24 protein-coding genes are annotated in these 22,216 nt (G+C 66.4%); 11 read left to right on the forward strand and 13 right to left on the reverse strand.

The annotated features are described in order from the left end of the window. Positions 1-9: 9 nt before the first annotated feature. From dusA to F9Z44_RS12100, 5 genes are all read right to left on the reverse strand, one after another. Positions 10-1,035 carry a tRNA dihydrouridine(20/20a) synthase DusA gene (dusA, locus tag F9Z44_RS12080; protein ID WP_159606468.1) on the reverse strand — a complete coding sequence of 342 codons (1,026 nt, stop codon included), beginning with the start codon at positions 1,033-1,035 and terminating at the stop codon, positions 10-12. Between the two features lie 54 nt (positions 1,036-1,089). Further along, the gene (locus tag F9Z44_RS12085) at positions 1,090-2,295 is read right to left on the reverse strand and encodes an HD-GYP domain-containing protein (RefSeq protein WP_159606470.1); all 1,206 of its coding nucleotides are present in this window, start codon (positions 2,293-2,295) and stop codon (positions 1,090-1,092) included. Between the two features lie 107 nt (positions 2,296-2,402). After that, on the reverse strand, positions 2,403-3,140 hold the full coding sequence (gene phbB, locus F9Z44_RS12090) for an acetoacetyl-CoA reductase (RefSeq protein ID WP_159606472.1): 738 nt from the start codon (positions 3,138-3,140) through the stop codon (positions 2,403-2,405). A gap of 81 nt (positions 3,141-3,221) precedes the next feature. Then, on the reverse strand, positions 3,222-4,400 hold the full coding sequence (locus tag F9Z44_RS12095) for an acetyl-CoA C-acetyltransferase (protein WP_159606474.1): 1,179 nt from the start codon (positions 4,398-4,400) through the stop codon (positions 3,222-3,224). Positions 4,401-4,523: 123 nt separating this feature from the next. Next, positions 4,524-6,377 carry a PHA/PHB synthase family protein gene (locus F9Z44_RS12100; protein ID WP_442907193.1) on the reverse strand — a complete coding sequence of 618 codons (1,854 nt, stop codon included), beginning with the start codon at positions 6,375-6,377 and terminating at the stop codon, positions 4,524-4,526. Positions 6,378-6,478: 101 nt separating this feature from the next. On the opposite strand from F9Z44_RS12100, the gene F9Z44_RS12105 reads away from it, so the two are divergent. Further along, positions 6,479-6,835, forward strand: a complete 357-nt coding sequence (locus F9Z44_RS12105) for a hypothetical protein (RefSeq protein ID WP_159606476.1) — start codon at positions 6,479-6,481, stop codon at positions 6,833-6,835. Here F9Z44_RS12105 and pgeF read toward each other — a convergent pair. Next, positions 6,755-7,525 carry a peptidoglycan editing factor PgeF gene (gene pgeF / locus F9Z44_RS12110; protein ID WP_159606479.1) on the reverse strand — a complete coding sequence of 257 codons (771 nt, stop codon included), beginning with the start codon at positions 7,523-7,525 and terminating at the stop codon, positions 6,755-6,757. The two genes, F9Z44_RS12105 and pgeF, sit on opposite strands and share 81 nt — an antisense overlap. Beyond that, positions 7,525-8,166 (reverse strand): maleylacetoacetate isomerase, encoded by a 642-nt coding sequence (gene maiA / locus F9Z44_RS12115; protein WP_159606481.1) that lies wholly within the window; start codon positions 8,164-8,166, stop codon positions 7,525-7,527. Before maiA ends, pgeF begins: the two co-directional genes overlap by 1 nt. A gap of 101 nt (positions 8,167-8,267) precedes the next feature. On the opposite strand from maiA, the gene F9Z44_RS12120 reads away from it, so the two are divergent. After that, the gene (locus F9Z44_RS12120; RefSeq protein ID WP_159606483.1) at positions 8,268-8,828 is read left to right on the forward strand and encodes a hypothetical protein; all 561 of its coding nucleotides are present in this window, start codon (positions 8,268-8,270) and stop codon (positions 8,826-8,828) included. Between the two features lie 14 nt (positions 8,829-8,842). Continuing rightward, on the forward strand, positions 8,843-9,433 hold the full coding sequence (locus tag F9Z44_RS12125; RefSeq protein ID WP_201449954.1) for a hypothetical protein: 591 nt from the start codon (positions 8,843-8,845) through the stop codon (positions 9,431-9,433). Between the two features lie 43 nt (positions 9,434-9,476). Here F9Z44_RS12125 and F9Z44_RS12130 read toward each other — a convergent pair whose 3' ends face one another. The 5 genes from F9Z44_RS12130 to F9Z44_RS12150 all read right to left on the reverse strand — a co-directional run bounded on the left by F9Z44_RS12130 (position 9,477) and on the right by F9Z44_RS12150 (position 14,517). Further along, positions 9,477-10,586 (reverse strand): alkene reductase, encoded by a 1,110-nt coding sequence (locus F9Z44_RS12130; protein ID WP_159606485.1) that lies wholly within the window; start codon positions 10,584-10,586, stop codon positions 9,477-9,479. A gap of 149 nt (positions 10,587-10,735) precedes the next feature. Then, on the reverse strand, positions 10,736-11,218 hold the full coding sequence (locus F9Z44_RS12135; RefSeq protein WP_159606487.1) for a hypothetical protein: 483 nt from the start codon (positions 11,216-11,218) through the stop codon (positions 10,736-10,738). A 100-nt stretch (positions 11,219-11,318) separates the two neighbouring features. After that, positions 11,319-12,218: a ribose-phosphate diphosphokinase gene (locus F9Z44_RS12140; RefSeq protein WP_159606489.1), complete on the reverse strand. Its 900-nt coding sequence runs from the start codon at positions 12,216-12,218 to the stop codon at positions 11,319-11,321. Further along, positions 12,218-13,771, reverse strand: a complete 1,554-nt coding sequence (locus F9Z44_RS12145; protein WP_159606490.1) for a thymidine phosphorylase family protein — start codon at positions 13,769-13,771, stop codon at positions 12,218-12,220. Before F9Z44_RS12145 ends, F9Z44_RS12140 begins: the two co-directional genes overlap by 1 nt. Positions 13,772-13,797: 26 nt before the next feature. Beyond that, positions 13,798-14,517, reverse strand: a complete 720-nt coding sequence (locus tag F9Z44_RS12150; protein ID WP_159606492.1) for a GntR family transcriptional regulator — start codon at positions 14,515-14,517, stop codon at positions 13,798-13,800. A gap of 65 nt (positions 14,518-14,582) precedes the next feature. On the opposite strand from F9Z44_RS12150, the gene F9Z44_RS12155 reads away from it, so the two are divergent. The 7 genes from F9Z44_RS12155 (at position 14,583) to F9Z44_RS12185 (ending at position 21,651) form a co-directional block, all read left to right on the forward strand. Continuing rightward, positions 14,583-16,082 carry an aromatic ring-hydroxylating dioxygenase subunit alpha gene (locus tag F9Z44_RS12155; RefSeq protein ID WP_159606494.1) on the forward strand — a complete coding sequence of 500 codons (1,500 nt, stop codon included), beginning with the start codon at positions 14,583-14,585 and terminating at the stop codon, positions 16,080-16,082. Further along, the gene (locus F9Z44_RS12160) at positions 16,079-17,554 is read left to right on the forward strand and encodes a glutamine synthetase family protein (protein WP_159606496.1); all 1,476 of its coding nucleotides are present in this window, start codon (positions 16,079-16,081) and stop codon (positions 17,552-17,554) included. Before F9Z44_RS12155 ends, F9Z44_RS12160 begins: the two co-directional genes overlap by 4 nt. A gap of 20 nt (positions 17,555-17,574) precedes the next feature. Then, positions 17,575-17,898: a 2Fe-2S iron-sulfur cluster-binding protein gene (locus tag F9Z44_RS12165; protein WP_159606498.1), complete on the forward strand. Its 324-nt coding sequence runs from the start codon at positions 17,575-17,577 to the stop codon at positions 17,896-17,898. 66 nt (positions 17,899-17,964) lie between these two features. After that, entirely contained in the window at positions 17,965-18,666 is a 702-nt protein-coding gene (locus F9Z44_RS12170; RefSeq protein WP_159606500.1) for a fumarylacetoacetate hydrolase family protein, read from the forward strand. An 84-nt stretch (positions 18,667-18,750) separates the two neighbouring features. Further along, complete coding sequence (locus tag F9Z44_RS12175) at positions 18,751-19,797, forward strand: TRAP transporter substrate-binding protein (RefSeq protein WP_159606502.1); 1,047 nt, start codon at positions 18,751-18,753, stop codon at positions 19,795-19,797. A gap of 73 nt (positions 19,798-19,870) precedes the next feature. Next, positions 19,871-20,425: an NUDIX hydrolase gene (locus tag F9Z44_RS12180; RefSeq protein WP_159606504.1), complete on the forward strand. Its 555-nt coding sequence runs from the start codon at positions 19,871-19,873 to the stop codon at positions 20,423-20,425. 35 nt (positions 20,426-20,460) lie between these two features. After that, complete coding sequence (locus tag F9Z44_RS12185; protein WP_159606506.1) at positions 20,461-21,651, forward strand: MFS transporter; 1,191 nt, start codon at positions 20,461-20,463, stop codon at positions 21,649-21,651. Here F9Z44_RS12185 and F9Z44_RS12190 read toward each other — a convergent pair. Next, positions 21,648-21,971, reverse strand: a complete 324-nt coding sequence (locus F9Z44_RS12190; protein WP_159606508.1) for an ATPase with chaperone activity — start codon at positions 21,969-21,971, stop codon at positions 21,648-21,650. The genes F9Z44_RS12185 and F9Z44_RS12190 overlap by 4 nt on opposite strands. A gap of 79 nt (positions 21,972-22,050) precedes the next feature. On the opposite strand from F9Z44_RS12190, the gene F9Z44_RS22775 reads away from it, so the two are divergent. After that, positions 22,051-22,209 carry a hypothetical protein gene (locus F9Z44_RS22775; protein WP_201449955.1) on the forward strand — a complete coding sequence of 53 codons (159 nt, stop codon included), beginning with the start codon at positions 22,051-22,053 and terminating at the stop codon, positions 22,207-22,209. The last annotated feature ends 7 nt before the right edge of the window (positions 22,210-22,216 follow it).

Here is a 22,216-nt window from a genome sequence, read left to right on the forward strand (position 1 = left end):
TGGATGGCGTCACGCCACCGGGGCAGACAGGGACCGGGTTTCAGCTTCAATGCTCTCTTGCGCCATGCCCCACACCTCGCGCGGCGGCAGGGGCTTCAGGCGGTGGTCGCTCCAGATCTGGCGCCAGCGCCTTGCGCCGCGCAGGCCGTGGCGCAGGCCCAGCATGTGGCGCGCTATGGCGTACCACGGGCAGCCGTCCTCGGCAAAGGCGCGCTCCATGTAGGCCACCATCTGCTCCTCCACCGCTTCGCGCGTGATCGTGCTGGGTGCTGCGCCAAAGAAGGCCTCGTCCCACGAGGTGAGCAGCCAGGGGTTGTGGTACGCCTCGCGGCCCACCATCACACCGTCCACCTGCTGCAGGTGTTCGGCGATCTGCGCGTTGGTGGTGATGCCGCCGTTGATGCCAATGGTGAGCTGCGGGAAGTCGCGCTTGAGGCGGTAGGCCAGCTCGTAACGCAAAGGGGGCACCTCGCGGTTTTCCTTGGGCGAGAGGCCGTCCAGCCAGGCATTGCGCGCGTGCACCATGAACACACGGCACCCCGCCTCGCTCACCGTGCCAACGAAGTCGCGCACGAAGTCGTAGCTCTCCACGCGGTCGATGCCGATGCGGTGCTTGACCGTGACCGGGATGGACACCGCGTCCACCATGGCTTTCACGCCATTGGCCACCGTGTTCGGCTCGGCCATGAGGCAGGCACCGAAAGCGCCGCGCTGCACACGATCACTCGGGCAGCCACAGTTGAGGTTGATCTCGTCATAGCCCCACTCCTCGCCCAGCTTCGCGGCCATGGCGAGCTCGGCCGCGTCGCTGCCACCGAGCTGCAAGGCCACGGGGTGTTCCTCGGCGTTGAAGCGCAGGTGGCGCTGCACGCTGCCATGAGCCAACGCGCCGGTGGTCACCATCTCGGTGTAGAGCAGGGTCTGCTTCGACAGCAGCCGGTGGAAGTAACGGCAGTGCCGATCGGTCCAGTCCATCATCGGCGCGACCGAGAGGCGCCATGGGTTGGGTTGTGGGTGGTTGGGGCTGTCAATCATCTGAGGGAATCGCTCACGGGCACAGCCTGGAACTGTACCGCGCCACCCTGGCATTCACAGGCGGGCCAGCAGTTTGGCCACACTCACCACCACCTTCACATCGCCGGGCGCCAGACTTGCCTTGACTTCGAACGCGGGGTCGGTCGTGTCGCGCAGGGCGGGCTCTCCCAGCGGCAGGCCTTGTCGGCCGACGATGGCGAACACCGCCGGCGCGTTGGCTTTGACGCCGCGCCTGGCCACCACGGCGAGTTCCCCGCTGGCCAGGCGCACATAGCTGCCGGGTGGATAGAAGCCGATGTTCTTGATGAACAGCGCGCCCAACGGATCGGGGGTGAGGTCGGCGCCCAGGTACAGCTCGCGTGCCACCTGCTGCGAAAGCAGCCCACCCCGGCTCTTGCGTGGGCTGATGCAGGCCACGTACACGTCGGCCATCTGCAGGAGGCGGTGGGCGGTGCCGCTGGCCTGTTTGCCCGCCGGGTAGCCCTGTCCGTCGGGGCGCTCGTGGTGTTCTTCCACCAGTTGCAGCCAGGTCGCATCCGCCACGCCGAGCTGGCGCAGCACCTCTGCGCTGCGCTGGGGGTGCTCCCGCACGGTCTTGCGCTGCTGCTCCGACAGCGGCCCCGCCTGGCGTGCCATGTCATCGTGCGCGCGGGTCATGCCGATGTTCATCGTCAGGGCCGCGCGCGACAGCCTGAGCTGGTCGGCACTCACCATGCCGGCCGACGGCCCCACCAGGGCGCACAGCCCGGCGGTGAGCAGCGCATGCGTGGCGCTGTAGTGCATGCGCGCATCGAACAGCAGTTGCACCAGCACCAGCAGGCTGTCGTCAGGGTGCTCGCGCCAGAGCTTTTCGGTCCGTGCGTCCAGGCGGTCCAGCCGCTCCATGAACTGGCTGGCCTCGCCGCCCTGGTGCAGCAATGTCGTGAGCGCGGCGTGGATGTCGGGCCAGGCTTCGGTGGGGGCAAGATCGTCGCGCGCCTGCGCCTTGTCGTGCACGGGCACCATGGCGTCGAGCCCGACGATGCGACTGAGCGATTCGTTGCTGCGCACCATGCGGTCCAGCGCCGCGGTGTAGCTGTAGCTCAGGGCTTGCCAGTCGGCGGACAGCACCATGGGCGTGTGCAACATGAGATGGCCGCGGTGCTGCTCGGACGTGATGGGTTCGCCCTTGCGCAGCAACAGCACGCCCTTGGGGTCCCAGATGTTCACGGGCACCGGCTGGTTGAGTGCCAGGGATTCCAGGGGAAGCGGCTTGTACATCGCAGCAATATAAACGCGCTGCCCGAGCCACGATCGCTTGAATACCGCCCGAAAACGCCCACAAAAAACCCCGCCGAAGCGGGGTTGGTCGTCTGCGCACGGCAGGCTCAGCCCATGTGCAGGCCGCCGTTGACCGAGAAGTCCGCGCCGGTGGCGTAGCCGCCATCTTCGCTGGCCAGCCAGGCGATGATGGAGGCGATCTCGCCGGGTTCGCCCAGGCGCTTCACGGGCACGGTGGCCACGATCTTCTCCAGCACGTCGGGCCGGATGGCCTTGACCATGTCGGTGCCGATGTAGCCCGGGCTCACGGTGTTGACCGTCACGCCCTTGTTGGCCAGCTCCTGCGCCAGCGCCATCGAGAAACCGTGCATGCCGGCCTTGGCGGCCGAGTAGTTGGTCTGGCCGGCCTGGCCTTTTTCGCCGTTGACCGACGAAATGTTGATGATGCGGCCCCAGCCTTTTTCGACCATGTCGGCCACGACCTGCTTGGTCACGTTGAACATGGAGTTGAGGTTGGTCTCGATGACGGCGTCCCAGTCTTCGCGCGACATCTTCAGGAACATGCGGTCGCGCGTGATGCCGGCGTTGTTCACCAGCACGTCGATGGTGCCGTGCTCGGCCTTGGTCTTGGTGAAGGCTTCCACGGTGGAAGCCCAGTCGCCGACGTTGCCGACCGAGGCGTAAAACGAGAAACCCAGGGCTTGCTGCTCGTCCAGCCATTTCTTGAAGTCGCGTGTGGGGCCGCAACCGGCAATGACCTTGAAGCCTTCCTTGTGCAGGCGCTGGCAGATGGCGGTACCGATGCCACCCATGCCACCGGTGACGTACGCTACTTTTTGACTCATTCGGGGTTCTCCTCTGGTTTGTGTGTGTTGGATTGCGGGGCGCACGTGACCCCGCAACAGGCTTTTGAATCTACCGGCAAATCAGCGTTCGACCGCGAGGGAAACCCCCATGCCGCCACCGATACACAAGGCCGCCACGCCCTTTTTCGCGTCGCGGCGGATCATTTCGTGCAGCAGCGTCACCAGGATGCGACAACCGGACGCTCCGATGGGGTGACCGATGGCGATCGCACCGCCGTTGACGTTGACGCGCGCGGGGTCAATGTCCAGCGCCTTGTTGACGGCGCAGGCCTGGGCGGCAAAGGCTTCGTTGAGCTCGAACAGGTCCACGTCGGACGCTTTCCAGCCGGCGCGCGCCAAGGCCTTCTGCGAGGCCGGCACCGGGCCCATGCCCATGGTGGCCGGGTCCAGGCCACTGGTGCCGAACGCAGCGATGCGCGCCAGCGGCTTGAGGCCCAGCGCAGCGGCTTTCTTCGCCGACATCACCATCACGGCGGCAGCACCATCGTTCAGGCCGGAGGCGTTGCCGGCGGTCACGGAGCCGGCTTTGTCGAAGGCGGGGCGCAGACCGGCCAGGGCTTCGGCGTTGGTTTTTTTGTTGATGAACTCGTCGCTGTCGAACACAACCGGGTCGCCCTTGCGCTGCGGAATGCTCACGCCGACGATCTCGTCCTTGAACTTGCCGGCGTCCTGCGCAGCGCTGGCCTTTTGCTGGCTGCCCAGGGCCAGCGCGTCCTGCGCGTCGCGGCTGATGCCGTGGGCCTTGGCCACGTTTTCAGCGGTGATGCCCATGTGGTACTGGTTGTAGACGTCCCACAGGCCGTCAACGATCATGGTGTCGATCATCTTCCAGTCGCCCATGCGCTGGCCGTCGCGGCTGCCGTTGAGCACGTGAGGGCTGGCACTCATGTTTTCCTGGCCACCGGCAATCACGATCTCGCTGTCACCCCAGGCCACGGCCTGCGCGGCCAGCATCACAGCCTTGAGGCCGGAGCCGCAGACGGCGTTGATGGTGAGCGCCGGCGTTTCCTTCGCCACACCGGCTTTCATCATGGCCTGGCGCGCCGGGTTCTGGCCCACGCCCGCAGCCAAAACCTGACCCATGATCACTTCGCCGATCACATCGGCCGGCAGGCCGGTGCGCTCCAGCATCGCCTTGATGACGATGCTGCCAAGCTCGGTGGCGGGGGTCTTGGCGAGCGAGCCGCCGAACTTGCCGACAGCGGTGCGGGCGGCTGAAACGATGACGATGTCTTCCATGGGTTTGCTCCTTGTTGTGCTGAAAAAAACGACTCCGCTCGCCCTGAGCCTGTCGAAGGGCATCCAGCGGTGCTGGCGGGGGCTTCGACAGGCTCAGCCCGAATGGTCACTACTTGATCGGTATCAGGCTTTCGCTTTCACGTATCGGCCAGGCGCGGGCTCGATGACCGCGTAGGTCTTGCCCTTGCCGTAGGTCTTGGGCGCTGCAATTTGTTTGCCAGCCTGGGGCTTGAGCCAGGCAGCCCAGTCGGTCCACCAGCTGCCCGGTTGTTCATCGGCGCTGGCGATCCACTCGTTCACGTCTTTCGGGAACTGGGTGCTGGAGCCGATCCAGTGGCTGCGTTTCTTCTTGCTTGCCGGGTTGATCACGCCGGCAATGTGGCCCGAGGCGCCCATGACGAAGCGCTTCTTGCCCGGGAACACCTGGGTGCTCGCGTAGGCGCCACCAATGGGCACGATGTGGTCTTCGCGCGAGCCGTAGATGTAGACCGGCAGCTTGACCTGACGGAAGTCGATCTTCTCGCCACACACGGTCATCTTGCCGGGCTTGACGAGGTTGTTCTCCAGGTACATCTGGCGCAGGTAGCGCGCGTAGTAAGGGCCTGGCAAATTGGTGCTGTCGGAGTTCCAGTACAGCAGGTCGAACGGCGGCGGTGTCTCGCCCTTAAGGTAGTTGCCCACCACGTAGTTCCACACCAGGTCGTTCGGGCGCAGGAAGCTGAAGGTGGTGGCCAGGTCGCGCCCGGGCATGAGGCCGCCGTCGGCGAACTGCATCTCGCGGTACTTGACGAAGTTGTCGTCGATGAACACGTCGAGGATGCCGGTGTCGGTGAAATCGAGCAGCGTGGTGAGGAAGGTGGCACAGTTCACCGGCTCCTCGCCGCGCGCGGCCAGCACGGCCAGCGCCGTGCCCAGCATGGTGCCGCCCACGCAGAAGCCCAGTGCGTTGATGGTCTCGGCGCCCGTGATGTCCTGCGTGATGCCGATCGCCTTGATCACCGCGTCTTCGATGTACTGGTCCCAGGTGGCCTTGGCCAGCGATTCGTCCGGGTTGCGCCAGCTCACCACGAAGGTGCGGTGACCCTGCTCCACGCAATAGCGGATCAACGAGTTCTCGGGCTGCAGATCGAGGATGTAGAACTTGTTGATGCAGGGTGGCACCAGCAGGAAGGGCCGCTCGAACACCTTGGTCGTGAGCGGCTTGTATTCGATCAGCTGGAACAGTTCGTTCTCGAACACCACCGCGCCCTCGGTGGTGGCCACGTTCTTGCCCACTTCGAAAACGCTCTCGTCGGTCATGGACACATGGCCCTGCTTCATGTCGTGAAGCAGGTTGGCCATGCCCTTGGCGATGCTCTCGCCTTTGGTCTCGATGGCTTTCTTCTGCGCTTCGGCGTTGAAAGCCAGGAAGTTGCTCGGCGCACTGGCATCGATCCACTGCTGCACCGCGAAGCGGACGCGCGTGCGCGTCTTGGCATCGCCCTGCACCGCATCGGCCAGGGCCATGAGCGTGCGTGCATTGAGCAAATAGGCCGCCGCCGAAAACGCTGCCATCGGGTTGCTGGCCCAGGCATCGGCGGCGAACCGGCGATCGCCCTCGGGTTTGACGGCGCCGCCCTGATTCCACAACCCGGCCACGTCCTTGAGGTACTGGTTCTGGACTTCGAGCAGCTTCGCCGGATCAAAACTCACCTGCTGGCCAGCCGCGTTCTTGAACATGTCGCCCATGCCCGGCATGGCGGGCATGCCGGGAAAAGCCGCACCCGCGGTGGGCATGGCCATACCGAACGGGTTGGCCGCACCGGCCTGCGGCATGAAGGCCTTGAATGCGGCAAAGGGGTCGGTCGCGCCTGGCTTCGCGTGGGCGGCGGCACCCGGGAAAGCCTGAGCCACCTGGGTCCATTGCTGAATGAGGTTTTGCTGAAACGCGTTGGCCGTCTCCAGCCAGTCGGTGGGTGGGGTTTTGCCCGATGTCATGCTGGTCTCCTGTGCCTTTGTGTGCGGCTTATCATCCCCGCGCTGGGGAAACATTTCCGGGTTTTTCCCAGTATCTGCGTGGCGGCTTCCAGCAGACTGACATGGTTTCCCGGTCTGCAAGGATCGCTGTGTACCTGGTCGTGATTGGTTGGATGTATGTTGTTCTGATGATGTCGGTGGCAGAAGCGACCAACACCACAGGCTCGGTCCTCGGAGCCATTGTGACCTTTTTTCTTTACGGTCTGCTGCCCGTGGTACTGGTGGTTTACCTGATGCGAACGCCTGCGCGGCGCAAGGCCATCAGGGCGCGCGAAGCCGCCGAACACCAGGCGCAGATGTCCCGGCTGGCGGCCAACGCAGCGCCTGAGGCGACGACCTCAATCGATCCAGATGCAGGCGGCCATGCGCCCGGTGCTGCCGAGGATGACCGCATCGCGCCGGTGCGAAAAGAATCTTGAAGCCTGTGTGACGGTGCACCACGCCGGTGAGCCGTCATTGCCGTGCACGTTGGTGATGCCCACGGCCCGCAGCCGGCGCCGTGCCAACGCAGGCAGATCGGCAAGGAACTTGCCCTTGCCGAGCGGCCAGAAGTGCGCTGCGGCCCCGTGGTCGACCGCAACAAACGCCTCGCACACGTCAGCCCCGACTTCGAAAGCCCGCGGCCCGATGCAGGGACCCAGCCAGGCCATGAGCTCGCCCTCGCCCGCGGCATTGTGCAAGGCGCGCGCGGTGACCTCGATCACACCGTCGACCAGGCCGCGCCAGCCAGCGTGGGCCGCGGCCACCGCGGTGCCCGAGGCATGGGCGAAGAGCACCGGCAGGCAATCGGCCACCATGATGGTGGCAACCACCCCCGGCCCTTGCACCACGCAGGCATCGGCCACGGCGCCATCGGGCATGTCGGGCGTGAGCCTCACGACCTGCGTTCCATGCACCTGCTGCAGGAACACCGGACGCGCGGGCGCGGTGAGCGCTGCGAGCCGCTCCCGGTTGCATGCCACGGCCAGAGGCTGATCGCGCACGTGGTCGCCCAGGTTGAAGCTGTCGAACGGAGCCACGGACACGCCGCCCACCCGCGTGGTGAACAGCGCCCGCACGCCGGGCGGCGCAGGCCAGTCCGGCTGGATGCCGTCGCCCGCCGGCAGCATCAGGCCTCCGCGTCCGGGCAGGCCGAGGGCTGGGCCTTCTGGAATGCCGGGTGTTTCATGCAGGCCTCAAAGGCGGCCATGGTGCGCGGCAGGCCCGAGAAGTCGACGTTGAACCGTTGACCGTTGAATATCTGCGGGACCAGGCAGCAATCGGCCAGGGTGGGCAACTCACCGTGGCAATAGGTGCCGGGGGCCTGCAGCGCGAGTTGACGCTCGAAGGACTCCAGCCCGCTGCGCACCCAGTGGCGGTACCAGGTATTTTTGGTGTCTTCGTCCAGCTTGAGGTCCTTGCTGAGGTATTTGAGAACGCGCAGGTTGTTGATGGGGTGGATCTCGCAGGCAATGATCTGTGCCAGTGCCCGCACCCGCGCGCGGCCCAGCGCATCCAGAGGCAGCAGGGCCGGCTGGGGCTGCACCTCGTCGAGGTACTCGATGATGGCCATGGACTGCGTCAGGCGCGTGCCGTCATCCAGCTCGAGCAGCGGCACCAGGCCCTCCACGGCGATGTCGGTGTAGGCCGATTGCTTGTGTTCGCCCTTGGCCAGGTGGACCGCGTGGTATTCGTAGTCGAGGCCCTTGAGGGCGAGCGCGATGCGCACGCGAAACGAGGCCGAGGATCGGAAATAGTTGTAGAGCTTCATGCCCGCGAGGATAAACCGTGGGCGGTATCCCGGCGAGGCCACGGCTGATCGCTATAGTTCTGCGCGGTGCATGTGCATCGATCAGAAAAAAGCGAGACAACATGAAACTACGCATGGCCACGCTGGCCCTCACGGCGGTCGTTTTGACCGGCTGCGCCTCGTTCGTGGCGCCCACCTACAGTCCGGACTATCCGAGCATCGACCGGCTCAAGACGAGCCAGCTGGGCAAGATTGCCGTTGGTGAATTCCAGCCACGCAGCCCCGAGGCACCGGTCAACAAGATCACCCTGCGAGGCGCACCCTTCGTGACGACCCAGGGTTCATTTGCCCAGTACCTGGAAGAGGCCATCCGCTCCGACCTGACCGAGCTGCGGGTGCTTGACCCCAAGGCCGACACGCGCATCGACGCCACGCTGCTGAAAAACGACATGGACGTGTCCGGCATCAACACCGGCGAAGGTTTCATGGACGTGCGCTTGAGCGTGATCAAGCGTGGTCAGACCGTGCACGAGAAGATCTACAGCGCCAAGACGCAGTTTGAATCGAGCTTTGCCGCCGCGGTGGCCGTGCCCAAGGGCCAGAGCGAATACCCGCGCCTGGTGCGCACGCTGCTGCAGACCATCTACGCCGATCCCGCCTTCATCGCCGCTGTCAAACCTTGAACCGAAAGAAACCCATGCCCTTTCAGAACTTCTGGCGCATCCCCGTGGCAGCCGCGCTGCTCGCCCTGCTGGCCGCCTGCGCCCACCCCATCGGCATCAGCCCGCTGGAAACACCCGTGCGCAACGAGGCCGGGCTCAACCCGAAAAAGGTCGCTTACGTCATGACCGATGCCGAGCGAGGCAAGGAGGTCATCACCGCCGGCGGCGGAGGTGACAAGGTGAGCTACTTTCCCTACCGCGACCTGGAGAAGTCCATTCGCGATGCACTGCGAGCGGTGTACGCCGATGTGTTCGTGGTCAAGTCGGCGAGTGACCGCGAGGCCATCGCGTCCTACGGTGTGAGCTATGTGTTCTCGCCCAGCATCACCACCACCACCGAGTCTCCGTCGTTGTTCACCTGGCCACCCACCAAGTTCGGCATCGAGCTGGCGTGCGACGTCAGCGACGCCGAGGGCAAGGCCCTGACCACGGTGAAGGCCCAAGGCAACGGCACCGCCGAGTTCACCGAATTCAAGAGCGACTTCGGCCTGGCGGGACGGCGCGCCGCCGCCCAGCTGTCCGAGCAGCTCAAGCAACAAGTGCAGGCCAACGCCCAGCTGCGCTGACCGCGCAAGCCCATGCACCGCCGCCGTGGCGGTGCATGGCACATCAGGCAGCCAGAGCCGGGTAATCGGTGTAACCCTTGGCGCCACCGCCATAAAAGGTCTTGTTGTCGGGCACGTTGAACGGGCCACCTTGCCGCAGGCGCGCCACCAGGTCGGGGTTGGCAATGTAGGTCTTGCCGAAGGCCACCAGGTCGGCGCCGTCTTTCACGGCCTGCTCGGCCATGGGCTGGTCGTAGCCGTTGTTGACCATCCAGGCCGCCTTGCCGCCAGCTGCGTGGTAAGCCGCGCGCAGCGCGTCGTAATCGAACGGCCGGTCGGCCAGCTCGCGCGGGCCACCGGTGGCACCTTCAATGAGGTGCACGTAGGCCAGGTCGAACTTCGCCAGCTCACGCAGCACATGGGAGAACAGCGGCTGTGGATCGGCGTCGATCACGTCGTTGGCCGGCGTCACGGGTGAGAGGCGGATACCGGTGCGACCCGCGCCGATGGCGCTGGTGACGGCCTGGACCACCTCCACCAGCAAGCGCGCCCGGTTTTCGATGCTGCCGCCGTAAGCATCGGTGCGCTGGTTGCTGCCGGTCTTCAGGAACTGGTCGATCAGGTAGCCGTTGGCGGCGTGGATTTCCACGCCGTCAAAGCCCGCCTCGATGGCAGCCAGCGCGGCCTTGCGGTAGTCCTCGACGATGCCGGGCAGTTCGCTCAGTTCCAGCGCGCGCGGCTCGGAGGTCTCGACAAATACGGGTGCGCCGTCCTTGAGCAGCACGGTCTTGGTCTTGGCCACGATGGCCGACGGCGCCACGGGTGCGCCGCCAGCGGGCTGCAGCTCGGTGTGCGAGACACGGCCCACGTGCCAGAGTTGGGTGACGATCTTGCCGCCAGCGGCGTGCACGGCCGCAGTCACGCGTTTCCAGCCTTCGATCTGCTCGGGCGCGTACAGCCCGGGCACGTCGGCGTAGCCCTGGCCCTGGTGGCTGATGGCGGTGGCTTCGGTGATCAGCAGGCCGGCGCTGGCGCGCTGCTGGTAGTAGGTGGCCATGAGCGGCGTGGGCACGGCGCCTGGCGCGCGGTTGCGCGTGAGCGGTGCCATGACGATGCGGTTGGCCAACGAGATCTGGCCGGCGGTGAAGGGAGAGAACAGCGTGGTGGTGGTCATGAGAACGGTGCGGTGATGGAGCAAGGAAAAAACCGAGTATTCCCCCATACCCGAGCGATCGGGTCGGGCTTCCTCCATAACCCGCCCACTGCACGGCCATTTGAGTGCGACTGGGCGCACGCCTCGCCCGCGTGGCAGAGCCACCGCGCTCAGTTGCCGCCGATGTGGATGCGGTAGGCCGCACCGTTGGAAAAGGTGCAGGTCCCCGCGCCCTGGTAAGGCGTGTTCATCTGGTACTCGCACGACATGTACAGGCCCTTCGGGCTGAACGCGCTGGCCACGCCCCGTCGCTCATCGTTGGACACACGGGTCGCCTCGCCGGTGAGCACCTCACCGAGGTAGGAGACGTTGAAGACCCCCTTGCCGGTCATCATGTTGGTGACCGATCCGGTGACGATGCCGGTGGCCGTGGCGATGTCGTTGATGGGGTAGAGGCGTGCCGGCAGGTTGGCGGGTGCCGACGAACCTCCGGACGGCATGGCCACACGGGGCGGCACCACCGAGCCCACCGGCGGCAAGGGGTAGTGCTGGTAGATCACCTGCCCGTCGGCCTGGCGCTCGGGCACGACATAACAGGCGGTCAGGCCCGACGACACCAACAGCGTGATTGCGCAAGGCAGGATGGCGCGCATGACGGTCTCCTTGGAACAAACAGGGGCCACTCCCCTGCCCGGCCAGTCTAGGCAGCACCCCACGCTCGCCGTTGAGCAACCTCAATGAATCGACCGTCTTTCAGATGCCCTGCAACGCGTCCACCACAGCGGGAACGATGCTCACGGCATTGGAGGCATGCGCAATGCAGTCGGTGCTCCAGATCTCACCAACGCCTGAGCTGCGCACCAGTTGCACCGCACCCGGGGCAAACAGCGCGTGCGTCACCGCCACGTCGACCGAGGCCGCGCCGGCGGCGCGCAGCTTCGCGGCCGCCCGCGCCAGCGTGTGGCCGGAGCTGGCCACATCGTCCATCAGCACGACCGCGCGCCCGGCCACAGGCAGCTCCGGCAGTTCGATGTCCACGTCGCGGTCGCCGTGGCGCGTCTTGCGGCACACCGCATGGTCCCAGCCGTGGCGCCGTGCCGCCAGCGCGACCCACTGCAGGGCTTCCTCGTCGGGGCCCATCAGCAGCGGCTGCTGGCGCTGCGTGGCGATGTGGTCGGCCAGCAGGGGCGCGCCGCTGAGCGCGATCGCGTCTTTCACCGGCATGGCCTCGTGGAGCGTGGCCACGCGGTGCAGGTGCGGGTCCACGGTGATGATGGCGTCGAACAGGCCGGCCAGAAAGCCACCCACGATGCGCTGGCTGATGGCTTCGCCGGGGTTGAAGGCGATGTCCTGGCGCATGTAGGCGAGGTACGGCGAGACCAGCGTGAGGTGTCTCGCCCCCAGCGTGCGTGCGGTCTGGGCCGCCAGCAGTACCTCGACCAGCTTTTCGTTGGGCTGCTGCAGGCCGCGCCAGAGCACCACGCGCGCAGGCAGTTCGGCGGGCAGGCGCAGGCGCATCTCACCGTCGGGAAACCGGTGGCGCTCCACCACGGCCAGGGCCATGCCGGCGGCGCTGGCGGCCCGCGCAGCCACAGCCTCTTCATCGTCGAAACACAACACACATCCGGCGGTAGCTTGGCTGGAGAGAAGCATCAGAACTCCACAAAAACATGGGGCACCTGAGCGGTGGTGCCCAGGCTGAAACCGTTGGCGCGTTCGCTGGCCTGGCGCGCGAATTCAAGGTCGGCCGGGTAGCTGGCATGAATGCGGTAGAGCAAGTCGCCGACGACCACCGCTTCGCCGAGTTTGACGCACAGGTCCACGCCCGCACCCCGCACCTTGGGCGCGCCAGCCAGGCGGGCGATCTGGGCAATCTGCAGGTTGTCGATGCCGACGACCACGCCCGCGTCGGGCGCCCTCACCTCCAGTGTGAGCGCACCGAGCGCCGGGTGGTGATGGTCAAAGCCCCGACTGCCTTGCGCCTGCACGATGGCCTGCATCTGCGCCAGCGCGCGGCCCGAGTCCAGGATGTCGCGCGCAATCGCAAAGCCATCTCCGCCACGCACGTCGGGGCTGCATTCGATCAGCCGCCCGGCCAGCCGCAGCGATTTCTGCCGCAGGTCGGCGCTCGCCTGTGGGTCGTTTTCCAGCACCTGCATCACGTCGCGCGCCTCCAGCACCGGCCCCACGCCACGGCCCACGGGCTGGCGGCCATCGGTGATGACCACGTCCAGCGAGAGGTGCATGCGCTGCGCCACGTATTCGAACAGGCGGCGCAGGCGCTGTGCCTCGGGCATGGAACGCACCTTGGCCGTGGGGCCGATGGGGATGTCGAGCACCAGGTGGGTCGCGCCGGCGGCGATCTTCTTGGACAGGATGGAGGCCACCATCTGACCAGGAGAGTCGATGGACAGCGGGCGCTCCACCGAAATCAACACGTCGTCGGCCGGCGAGAGCATCGCCGCACCGCCCCAGGCCAGGCAGCCATGGTGCTGGCGCACGATGCCGGTGAGCTGCTCGAACGGCAGCTCCACGTTGGCCAGCACCTCCATGGTGTCGGCCGTGCCGGCGGGCGAGGTGATGGCGCGCGACGAGGTCTTGGGAAACACCAGGCCGTAGGCGGCGACGATGGGCACGACCAGCATCGAGGTGCGGTTGCCCGGGATGCCGCCGATGCAGTGCTTGTCCACCACCAGCGACTCGTGCCAGTCGAGCCGCCGCCCGCTGGCCACCATGGCCTCGGTCAGGAAATACACCTCTTCGCGGTCGAGTTCGCTGCGGTTGCAGGCCACCACGAAGGCGGTGAGCTCGATCTTGGAATAGCGCAGCTCTGCGATGTCGCGAATGATGTGGTGGAAGTCGTCACGGCCCAGGCGCTCGCCGTTGATCTTGCGAAACAGCGCCGGGATCGATTCAGGGGGTTCAGCCGGCGACACCGAGGCGGGGTGGCCACCGGCCACGTCCAGCCGTGCAAAGGCGTCTTCGGACACCCCGATTTCATTGCAGCCCACGATGTTGCTGTCGTCCACCACGTTGAGCGTGGCCAGGATGCGCTGCCCATTGGCCCGCACCTCCACCTTGGACAGGGCCTGGAAGCCCTCGGCCCGCACCACCTCGCAGTCGCGGTGCAGATAGGCCACGTTCTCGTGGTAGGTGTCGATGGCCACGCGCCGCAGCGTGAGGCCGGTGAGGGCAGCGGTTTGCATGCCCGGCACGATACACCGCCGCCGTGTCAGCCCACCACCAGGCGCATCACCGGCATGACACGCTCGGACTCGGCGCGCCGCTCCAGCGCCAGGCGCATGTTCATCTGCGCCACCTCGGTGTGCTCCACGGCCAGCGCCTGGGCGCGCGCGCCTTCACCACGCTGGAGGGCGTCGAACAGCATGTGGTGCTGGCGGTGCGCATAGAGCATCCAGTCACGGTCCAGCGCCACCGTGCCCTGCATGGGCAGCATGGCCGAGGCCGGGGCGAACGGCAGCTTGTCGTTGAGCGCCACGGCACGCTGCAGGGCGCGGTTACCGCAGGCCTCCAGCAGCAGGGCATGAAAGCGGTCGTTCATCACCGAATACGCCGCGTAACTCTCGATGGTCAAGGGGTTGTCGGCCAGCAGCCGATCGCCCTCATCCAGACATGCCTGCAACTGCCCCTGCAATTGGCGCGGCACGCCGTGCTCGGCCACCAACCGCGCGGCCATGCCTTCGAGGTGGCCGCGCACGGCAATCGCGTCGGTCACTTCCTGCGCCGTGAACTGGCGCACCAAGTACTTGCCGGTCTCGTTGGCCTCGACCAAGCCCTCCTGCTCCAGTGTCACCAGCGCGGCGCGCACCGGCGTGCGCGAAGCCCCCAGGCGCTCGGCGAGCTGCTGCTCGGCCAGGCGCTGTCCGGGCTCGAACTGGCCGCTCAGGATCAGGTCGCGCAATTGCATCAACACGGTGTCTTGCAGGCTCATGGCTCAAACTGTACACTGAATTTTTTAAACGGGATACCGTTTGAACCACTTCCACCGGAGCCCCCATGAAAGCCGAACTCAACCAGCGCCTGACCCAGGTCGGCCCCCGCACCCCCGGCGGTGAACTTCTGCGCCGCTACTGGCAACCGGTCGCCCTGCTCGACGAGTTCGACCCAGCGCTGGACCCGCGCATGGCGGTGCGCCCGGTCAAACCCGTGCGCGTGCTGGGGCAAGACTTCGTGCTGTTCCATGATGCACAAGGCACCTACGGCCTGCTCGACCGCGACTGCCCGCACCGCGGTGCCGACCTCGCCTTCGGCCGCAATGAGGGCGACGGACTGCGCTGCCCCTTTCACGGCTGGAAGTTCGACACCACGGGCCAGTGCATCGAGACGCCCGCCGAGCCCGCGGGCAGCACACTGTGCACCCGCATCCGGCAGCGCAGCTACCCGCTGGTTGAGAAAAGCGGCGTGCTGTTCGGCTGGTTCGGCCCCGAAAACCAGACGCCACCCCCCTTCCCCGCGCTGGACTGTTTCAACGCCCCGGCCTCGCACACCTTCGCCTTCAAAGGCTTGTGGAACTGCAACTGGCTGCAGGCCTTCGAGGTCGGCATCGACCCGGCGCACGCCTCGTATCTGCACCGCTTCTTCAACGACGCATCGCTCGAAGACAGCTACGGCAAACAGTTCCGTGGCGCCAGCGCAGGCGACGTGGACGGCGAGCGCTGGCCCATGACGCGCGTGATGCGCGAGTTCGGCCAGCCCTTGATCTCGTTTGAGCCCAAACCCCACGGCCTGCAGCTCACCGCCCTGCGCCCGATGACGGACGAACTCACGCATGTGCGCGTGACCCACGCCGTGTTCCCGCAAACCTTCGTGATTCCCCTTTCCGAGACCATGACGATCACGCAGATGCACGTGCCGGTGGACGACACCCACAACCACTGGTTTGCCTTCTTCACCAGCTTCACCGGCCCGGTGGACAAGGACGCCATGCGCACCCCGCGCCTGGCCGCCGTGACCTTGCCCGACTACCTGCCCAAAACCGGCCGCCACAACCACTGGGGCTTCAACCCCGAGGAACAGCAGAGCCGCACCTACCTGGGCATGGGCGAGGACGACATCAACGTGCACGACCAGTGGGCCTGCGAGAGCATGGGCGCCATCCAGGACCGCACGCGCGAACACCTGGGCACCACCGACAAGGTGATCATGGCCAACCGCCGCATGCTGCAGCAGGCCATTGACACGGTGGAACAAGGCGGCACCGCACCCGGCATCGCCGACCCTGCGCTGTGTGAGCAGATCAGTGGCCCCGAGACGGTGGACGGCATCGCGCCCGCGCAAGGCTGGCAGGCCTGGTGGCAGGACGCAGTGCGCGCACGGCGCGAGGGCGCGCCCTGGAACGCGCAATCCTCGGTTCGGGCTGAGTCCACCTCCGCTCGGGCTGAGCCCACCTCCGCTCGGGCTGAGCCTGTCGAAGCCCTTCCACAGGTGCTGGCGAACCCTTCGACAAGCTCAGGGCGAACGGAAATCAGCTCGGGGCAAACGGGAGTGGCTGGATGACGTTCGCCGAACGCTGCGGCATCCACACCGCCGCCCGCGAGGCCGCCTGCGTGCGCCTGGTCAAGCGCATCGAAGCCAGCGGCGTCGAGCTCGTGCGCATGGCCTGGTGCGACACCCACGGCATGCTGCGCGGCAAGACCCTCACGGCCACGGCGGCCATGCGCGCGCTGCAGGACGGCGTGGGCATGGTGGGCACGCTCATGCTCAAGGACACCGCCGACCGAACCGCGTGGAAGGTGTTCGAGCCCGGCGGTGCAGACGACCTGCCCGGCTTTGCCGGCGCGGCCAACCTCATGCTGCTGCCCGACCCCGAAAGCTTCACCGAGCTGCCATGGGCGCCCCACACCGGCTGGCTGCGCTGCCAGCCCTGGTTTGCCGACGGTGCGCCCGTGCCGCTGGACACGCGGCGTGTGCTGCAGACCGCGCTGGCGCGGCTGGGTGACGCGGGCTACGGCCTGAAGACCGGGCTGGAGGTCGAGTTCCACATCTACCGCATCACCGACACACGGCCGCAGCTCGACCCCGAACTCGCCGCCTGGCCCGGCCTGCCACCCGCGGTGGAGATGATCCACCCCGGCTACAACCTGCAGGCCGAAGCCCTGATGGACATGGCCGACGAACCCCTGCGCATCGTGCAGCGCACCGCGCAGGCACTGGGCCTGCCGCTGCAGTCGATCGAAATCGAACTCGGCCCCAGCCAGGTGGAAGCCGTGTTCGACGCCACCGACGCGCTCACTGCCGCCGACCAGATGGTGCTGTTTCGCAGCGGTGTGCGCCAGGCGCTGCGCCGCGCGGGCTTTCATGCCACCTTCATGTGCCGCCCGCCGTTCCCGCACATCATGTCCAGCGGCTGGCACCTGCACCAGTCGCTGGTGAACCTGAAGACCGGGCGCAACGCCTGTCTGCGCGACGCTCCCGCCGCCGGCACCACGGCGCTGGACGCGCGGCACACCCTGTCCGACGTAGCCAGCCACTGGCTCGCCGGCCTGCTGGCCCATGCGCGCGGCATGACGCCGCTGTGCACCCCGACCTTCAACGGCTTCGCGCGCTTTCGCCCCAACGCGCTCGCGCCACAGGCCGTGCTGTGGGGGCGTGACAACCGGGGTGCCATGCTGCGCGTGGTGGGGGCGGCGGGCGACAACGCCACCCGCATCGAGAACCGCATCGGTGAGCCCGCCGCCAACCCGTATCTCTACATGGCAGCGCAGATCCACGCCGGACTCGACGGCCTGCAGAATCGACTGCAAGCACCACCCGCCAGCGAATCCCCCTACGCCGACGGTGGCGAGAAAATACCCACCTCGCTGCCTGAAGGACTCGATGCACTGGCATCGGATCCGGCGTTGTGCGCAGGGCTCGGCAACGATGTCGTGCGGCATTTCTGTCGCATCAAGCGCAGCGAGATCGAGCGCCATGCCCAGGCCGAGGACAAGACCGATTTCGAACGCCGCGAATACTTCAGCCGCACCTGATCCAACCCAAGAGCATCCCCATGATTTCCATCCGGTTCATCAACCCCGACCAGACGCAACACGACATCCAGGCCCGCCCGGGCGACAGCCTCATGAAGGCCGCAGTGGACGCCAACATCCAGGGCATCGAGGCCGACTGCGGCGGCAGCCTCACCTGCGCCACCTGCCACGTGATGATCGACGCACCGTGGTCCAGGCTGTTGCCTCCGCCGGTGCCCGACGAACTCGACATGCTCGACTTCGCCTCCAGCCCGGTGGTGCCGCAAAGCCGCCTGAGTTGCCAGATCCGCCTGACCACCGAGCTCGATGGCCTGGTGGTGCGCCTGCCGGCATCACAACACTGATGGCACACTGACCGCCGCTGTGTCCTTCACCTTCACACCAACCGCCAGCTACACACGCTGAACACCATGTCCGAAAAATACGCCTTCACTCCGCCGGCCACCGTCTCCGTCCCCGTGGTCGGCAGCACCGAGCGCTTCCCTGTTCACCGCATCTACTGCGTGGGCCGCAACTACGAAGAACACGCCAAGGAGATGGGCTTCACCGGCCGCGAACCGCCGTTCTTCTTCCTCAAGCCAGCCGACGCCATCGTGGTGGCCGAGCCGAACCAGACCGCCAGCACGCCCTACCCCAGCCTGACCAGCAACCTTCACCACGAAATCGAGCTGGTGGTGGCCATCGGCACCGGCGGGAAAAACATCAAGGCCGCCGATGCGGCCAAGCACATCTACGGCTACGCCGTGGGCCTGGACATGACACGTCGGGACCTGCAAGGCGAGATGAAGAAACAGGGCCGACCCTGGTGCATCGGCAAGGCCTATGACCACTCCGCCCCCATCGGCCCGATCACCCGCGCAGCCGACGCCGGCGACGTGGACAACGCCCCCATCTGGCTGCAGGTCAATGGCAGCGATCGCCAGCGCAGCACCGTGGCCAAGCTGATCTGGAACGTGAATGAGACCATCGAACACCTCTCGGCCGCGTGGGAACTGCAACCCGGCGACCTGATCTACACAGGCACCCCCGAAGGCGTGAACGCCGTGGTGCGTGGCGACACGCTGGTGGGCGCCGTGGACGGCTTGACCCCCATCTCGGTGAAGGTGGTCTGAACCCGAGGGTAAGACCTCTGAAATGACCCTCGGTCCCCGCTTATCCTTTCCCCACTTTTCCACAGCCCCCAGGAGACTTTTCACATGATCCAACGCAGAACCCTGCTTCAGACCGGTGCCGCCGTGGCACTCGGCGCCCCCGCGCTGGTGGGCCTGGCCCAGCAAAGCGTCACGCTCAAGTTCCACACCTTCATGGCACCGCAATCCAATGTGTGGATCAACATGCACAAGGCGTGGATGGACCGCGTCGAAAAGGATTCGGGCGGGCGCATCAAGTTCGAGGCCTACCCGGCCATGCAGCTCGGCGGCTCGCCGGTGCAACTGTTCGACCAGGCCCGCGACGGCGTGGTCGACATCGTCTGGACGCTGCCGGGCAACACACCGGGTCGCTTCCCGCGCATCGAAGTGTTCGAGCTGCCGTTCATGATGAACAACGCCGAAGCCACTTCAAAGGCTTACTGGGAATACGTGCAAACGGTGGCCAAGGACGAGTTCAAGGACGTGCAACCGATTGCCCTGCAAGTGCATGGCCCGGGCATCTTCCACATGCGCAGCAAGCAGATCAAGACCGCCGAAGACTTGCGCGGCTCCAAGGTGCGCGGCCCGACCCGCCAGATCACCAAGATGCTCGGCTACCTGGGCGCCACGCCCGTGGGCATGCCTTTGCCGCAGATTCCCGATGCGCTGTCCAAAGGCGTGATCGACGGCTGCGTGATCCCGTGGGAGGTCGTGCCCTCGGTCAAGGTGCAGGAACTCACCAAGTTCCACAGCGAGTTCGACCCCGCTGGCGGCGCGCTTTACACCACCACCTTCGTGATGGCCATGAACAAGGCCAAGTACGCCAGCCTGCCGCCCGACCTCAAGGCCGTGATCGACAAGAACTCCGGCATGGAGACCTCGGGCTGGCTGGGCAAGACCCAGCAAACCGGGGATGTGGCCGGCCGCGAATCGGCAGTGAAACAGGGCAACACGATCTACACCATCCCGGCGGCCGAAGCGCAGGAATTCCGCCGCAAGGCGCGCCTGGTGGAAATTGAGTGGGTGCAGGACATGGACAAGCGCGGCTTCAACGGCAAGGAATTGCTGGAAACCGCCAAGGCCTTGATCGTGAAGCACGGCAAGAAGGCTTGATGCCTTCTCTCAAAAAAGGCCGGGCCAAGCCCGGCTTTTTTTCGTCGACACGCCACCCCGCTAAACTGCTTTGATGCTTCGTTCTCCCGCCAAACACTGCCGCAACTGCGGCACCCCGGTCGTGATGCGTCTGCCCGACGACGGCGACACCAAGACGCGCGCGGTCTGCCCGGCCTGCCACCTGGTGCACTACGACAACCCGCTCAATGTGGTGGGCACGGTGCCGGTCTGGGGCGACACGGGCCAATACGTGTTGCTCTGCAAGCGCAACATCGAACCACGCTTTGGCAAATGGACGCTGCCGGCGGGCTTCATGGAGCTGAACGAAACCACGGCCGAAGGCGCGGCCCGCGAAACCACCGAGGAAGCGGGCGCCCAATTCGAAATGGGCGAGATCTTCACGCTGATGAACGTTGCACGCGTGGGGCAGGTGCACATCTACTACCGCGCCCGCCTGCTCAGCGACATCTTCGACCCCGGGCACGAAACCATCGAGGCACGGCTGTTCACGGAAGACCAGATCCCCTGGGACGAGATCGCGTTTCGCACCGTCAAGGAAACGTTGGAACACTACTTCGCCGATCGCCGCCAAGGCCATTTCGGTTTTCACGCTTTCGACATCGCCTGACACCTGGCGGTCCGGTCATCCCACACCGTGCCCGAATGACCGCCCCCCGCACCTGGCCCCTGGTGCTTCGCCTGGGCACAGCCCAGACGCTGGCCTGGGGCTCCACCTACTACCTGCCCGCCCTGCTCGCCCGACCCATGGCCGACGGGCTGGGCCTGCCCATCTCGCAGATCTGGATCGCCTTCACAGTGGCCTTGCTGGCTTCGGCGGTGCTCGGTCCATTCGCCGGCCGCGCCATCGACCGCTGGGGTGGGCGCCCGGTGCTCATGGGCACCAGCGTGTTGTTCGCCATCGGCCTGGCCAGTTTGTCGCAGGTGCAAGGCACGATCAGCCTCATGCTGGCCTGGCTGCTCATCGGCATGGCCATGGGCAGTGGGCTGTACGAAGCAGCGTTTGCCGCGCTGGTGCGACTGCAAGGCACCCAGGCCCGCGCGGCCATCACCGGCATCACACTCATCGCCGGCTTCGCGAGCACCGTGGGCTGGCCCCTGACCGGCCTGCTGGAGACCGAGTTCGGCTGGCGAGGCGCGTGCCTGGCCTGGGCCGGCTTGCATGTGCTGGTCGGGCTGCCGCTGAACGCGAGCATCCCGCGCGTGGTGGCCCTGCCCACACCGCCGATGGCACTGGCTGCCGGTGACCCCGTTGCCCCTGCAGCGCCCCACACTCCGCCTGCCAAATACACCGCCTGGGTGCTCTCCTACGTGTTCGCCGCCAGCCTGTTCATCAGCACCGCCATGGCAGCGCACCTGCCTCAGTTGCTGGTGGCCAGCGGCGCCACGCTGGCCGGCGCCGTGGCCATCGGTGCCCTCATCGGTCCGGCGCAGGTGGCGGCCCGGATGTTGGAGTTCGGTTTTCTGCGGCGCCTGCACCCGCTGATTTCTGCTCGCTGCGCGACACTGGCCCACCCGGTGGGCGTGGCCTGCTGGATGCTGTTCGGCACGGTGGCCGGGCCCGCCTTTGCCGTGCTGCACGGCGCGGGCAACGGCATCCTCACCATTGCCAAGGGCACGCTGCCGCTGGTGTATTTCGGCCCGCTGGGCTACGGCCTGCGTCAGGGCATCCTCATGGCGCCCTCGCGTGTGGCTCAGGCCTTTGCACCGCTGCTCTTCGGCCTGTGCATCGAGCGCTGGGGTGCCGGGGCACTGTGGATCTCGGGTGGGCTTGGCCTCAGCGCACTGGGCGCCCTGCTCTGGCTGCGCGTCAGCGGTCGCCAGCCCGTGCGCTAAGCCTGCGGGTCCTGCAGGCCCGCATCGCTCCAGCCCAGCAGCTCGGCGAGCCGCCGCACCACCCAGACCGACTCGGCCTCGCTCACCACCGCAGGCTCCACGCGCAGCCCGTGCAGGCATCGCGTGAGCACATCGCTCTCGGCCAGGCCCAGGCTGAACTCCATGTTGCGGGCGGTTTCGGTCAAGAGCTGGGCCATGTCTTCGCACAGCTCGTAGCGCGCGGCCAGATCGTCTCGCGGCAGGCTGGGCTTCTGGTGGCCGGGCAGCACATACAAGGCAACGAAAGAGGCCGGGATTTCAATCTGGTATTCGTCGGTCATACCGCACTGTATTGCACCGACATGGGCCTTGAGGCACAGTCAGCCGGATCGCTAACGCTACCTTCCTGAGGCACACACCATGGGTATCTGGCTTGAACTCGGTATCTTTCTGGTGGTCCTCGCCTGGGGCCTCTGGCAGCTCCACGACGTGAAGAAGGTCATTCGCGAGCGCGAGCAGCGCCAGGCTCGCGAACAAGCCGCGGCGGCGGCCGCTCCGGCAACGCGGGACGAACAGTGAGCCATGC

Origin of the sequence: Hydrogenophaga sp. PBL-H3 (assembly GCF_010104355.1) — a bacterium.
Classification (GTDB): Bacteria; Pseudomonadota; Gammaproteobacteria; order Burkholderiales; family Burkholderiaceae_C; genus Hydrogenophaga.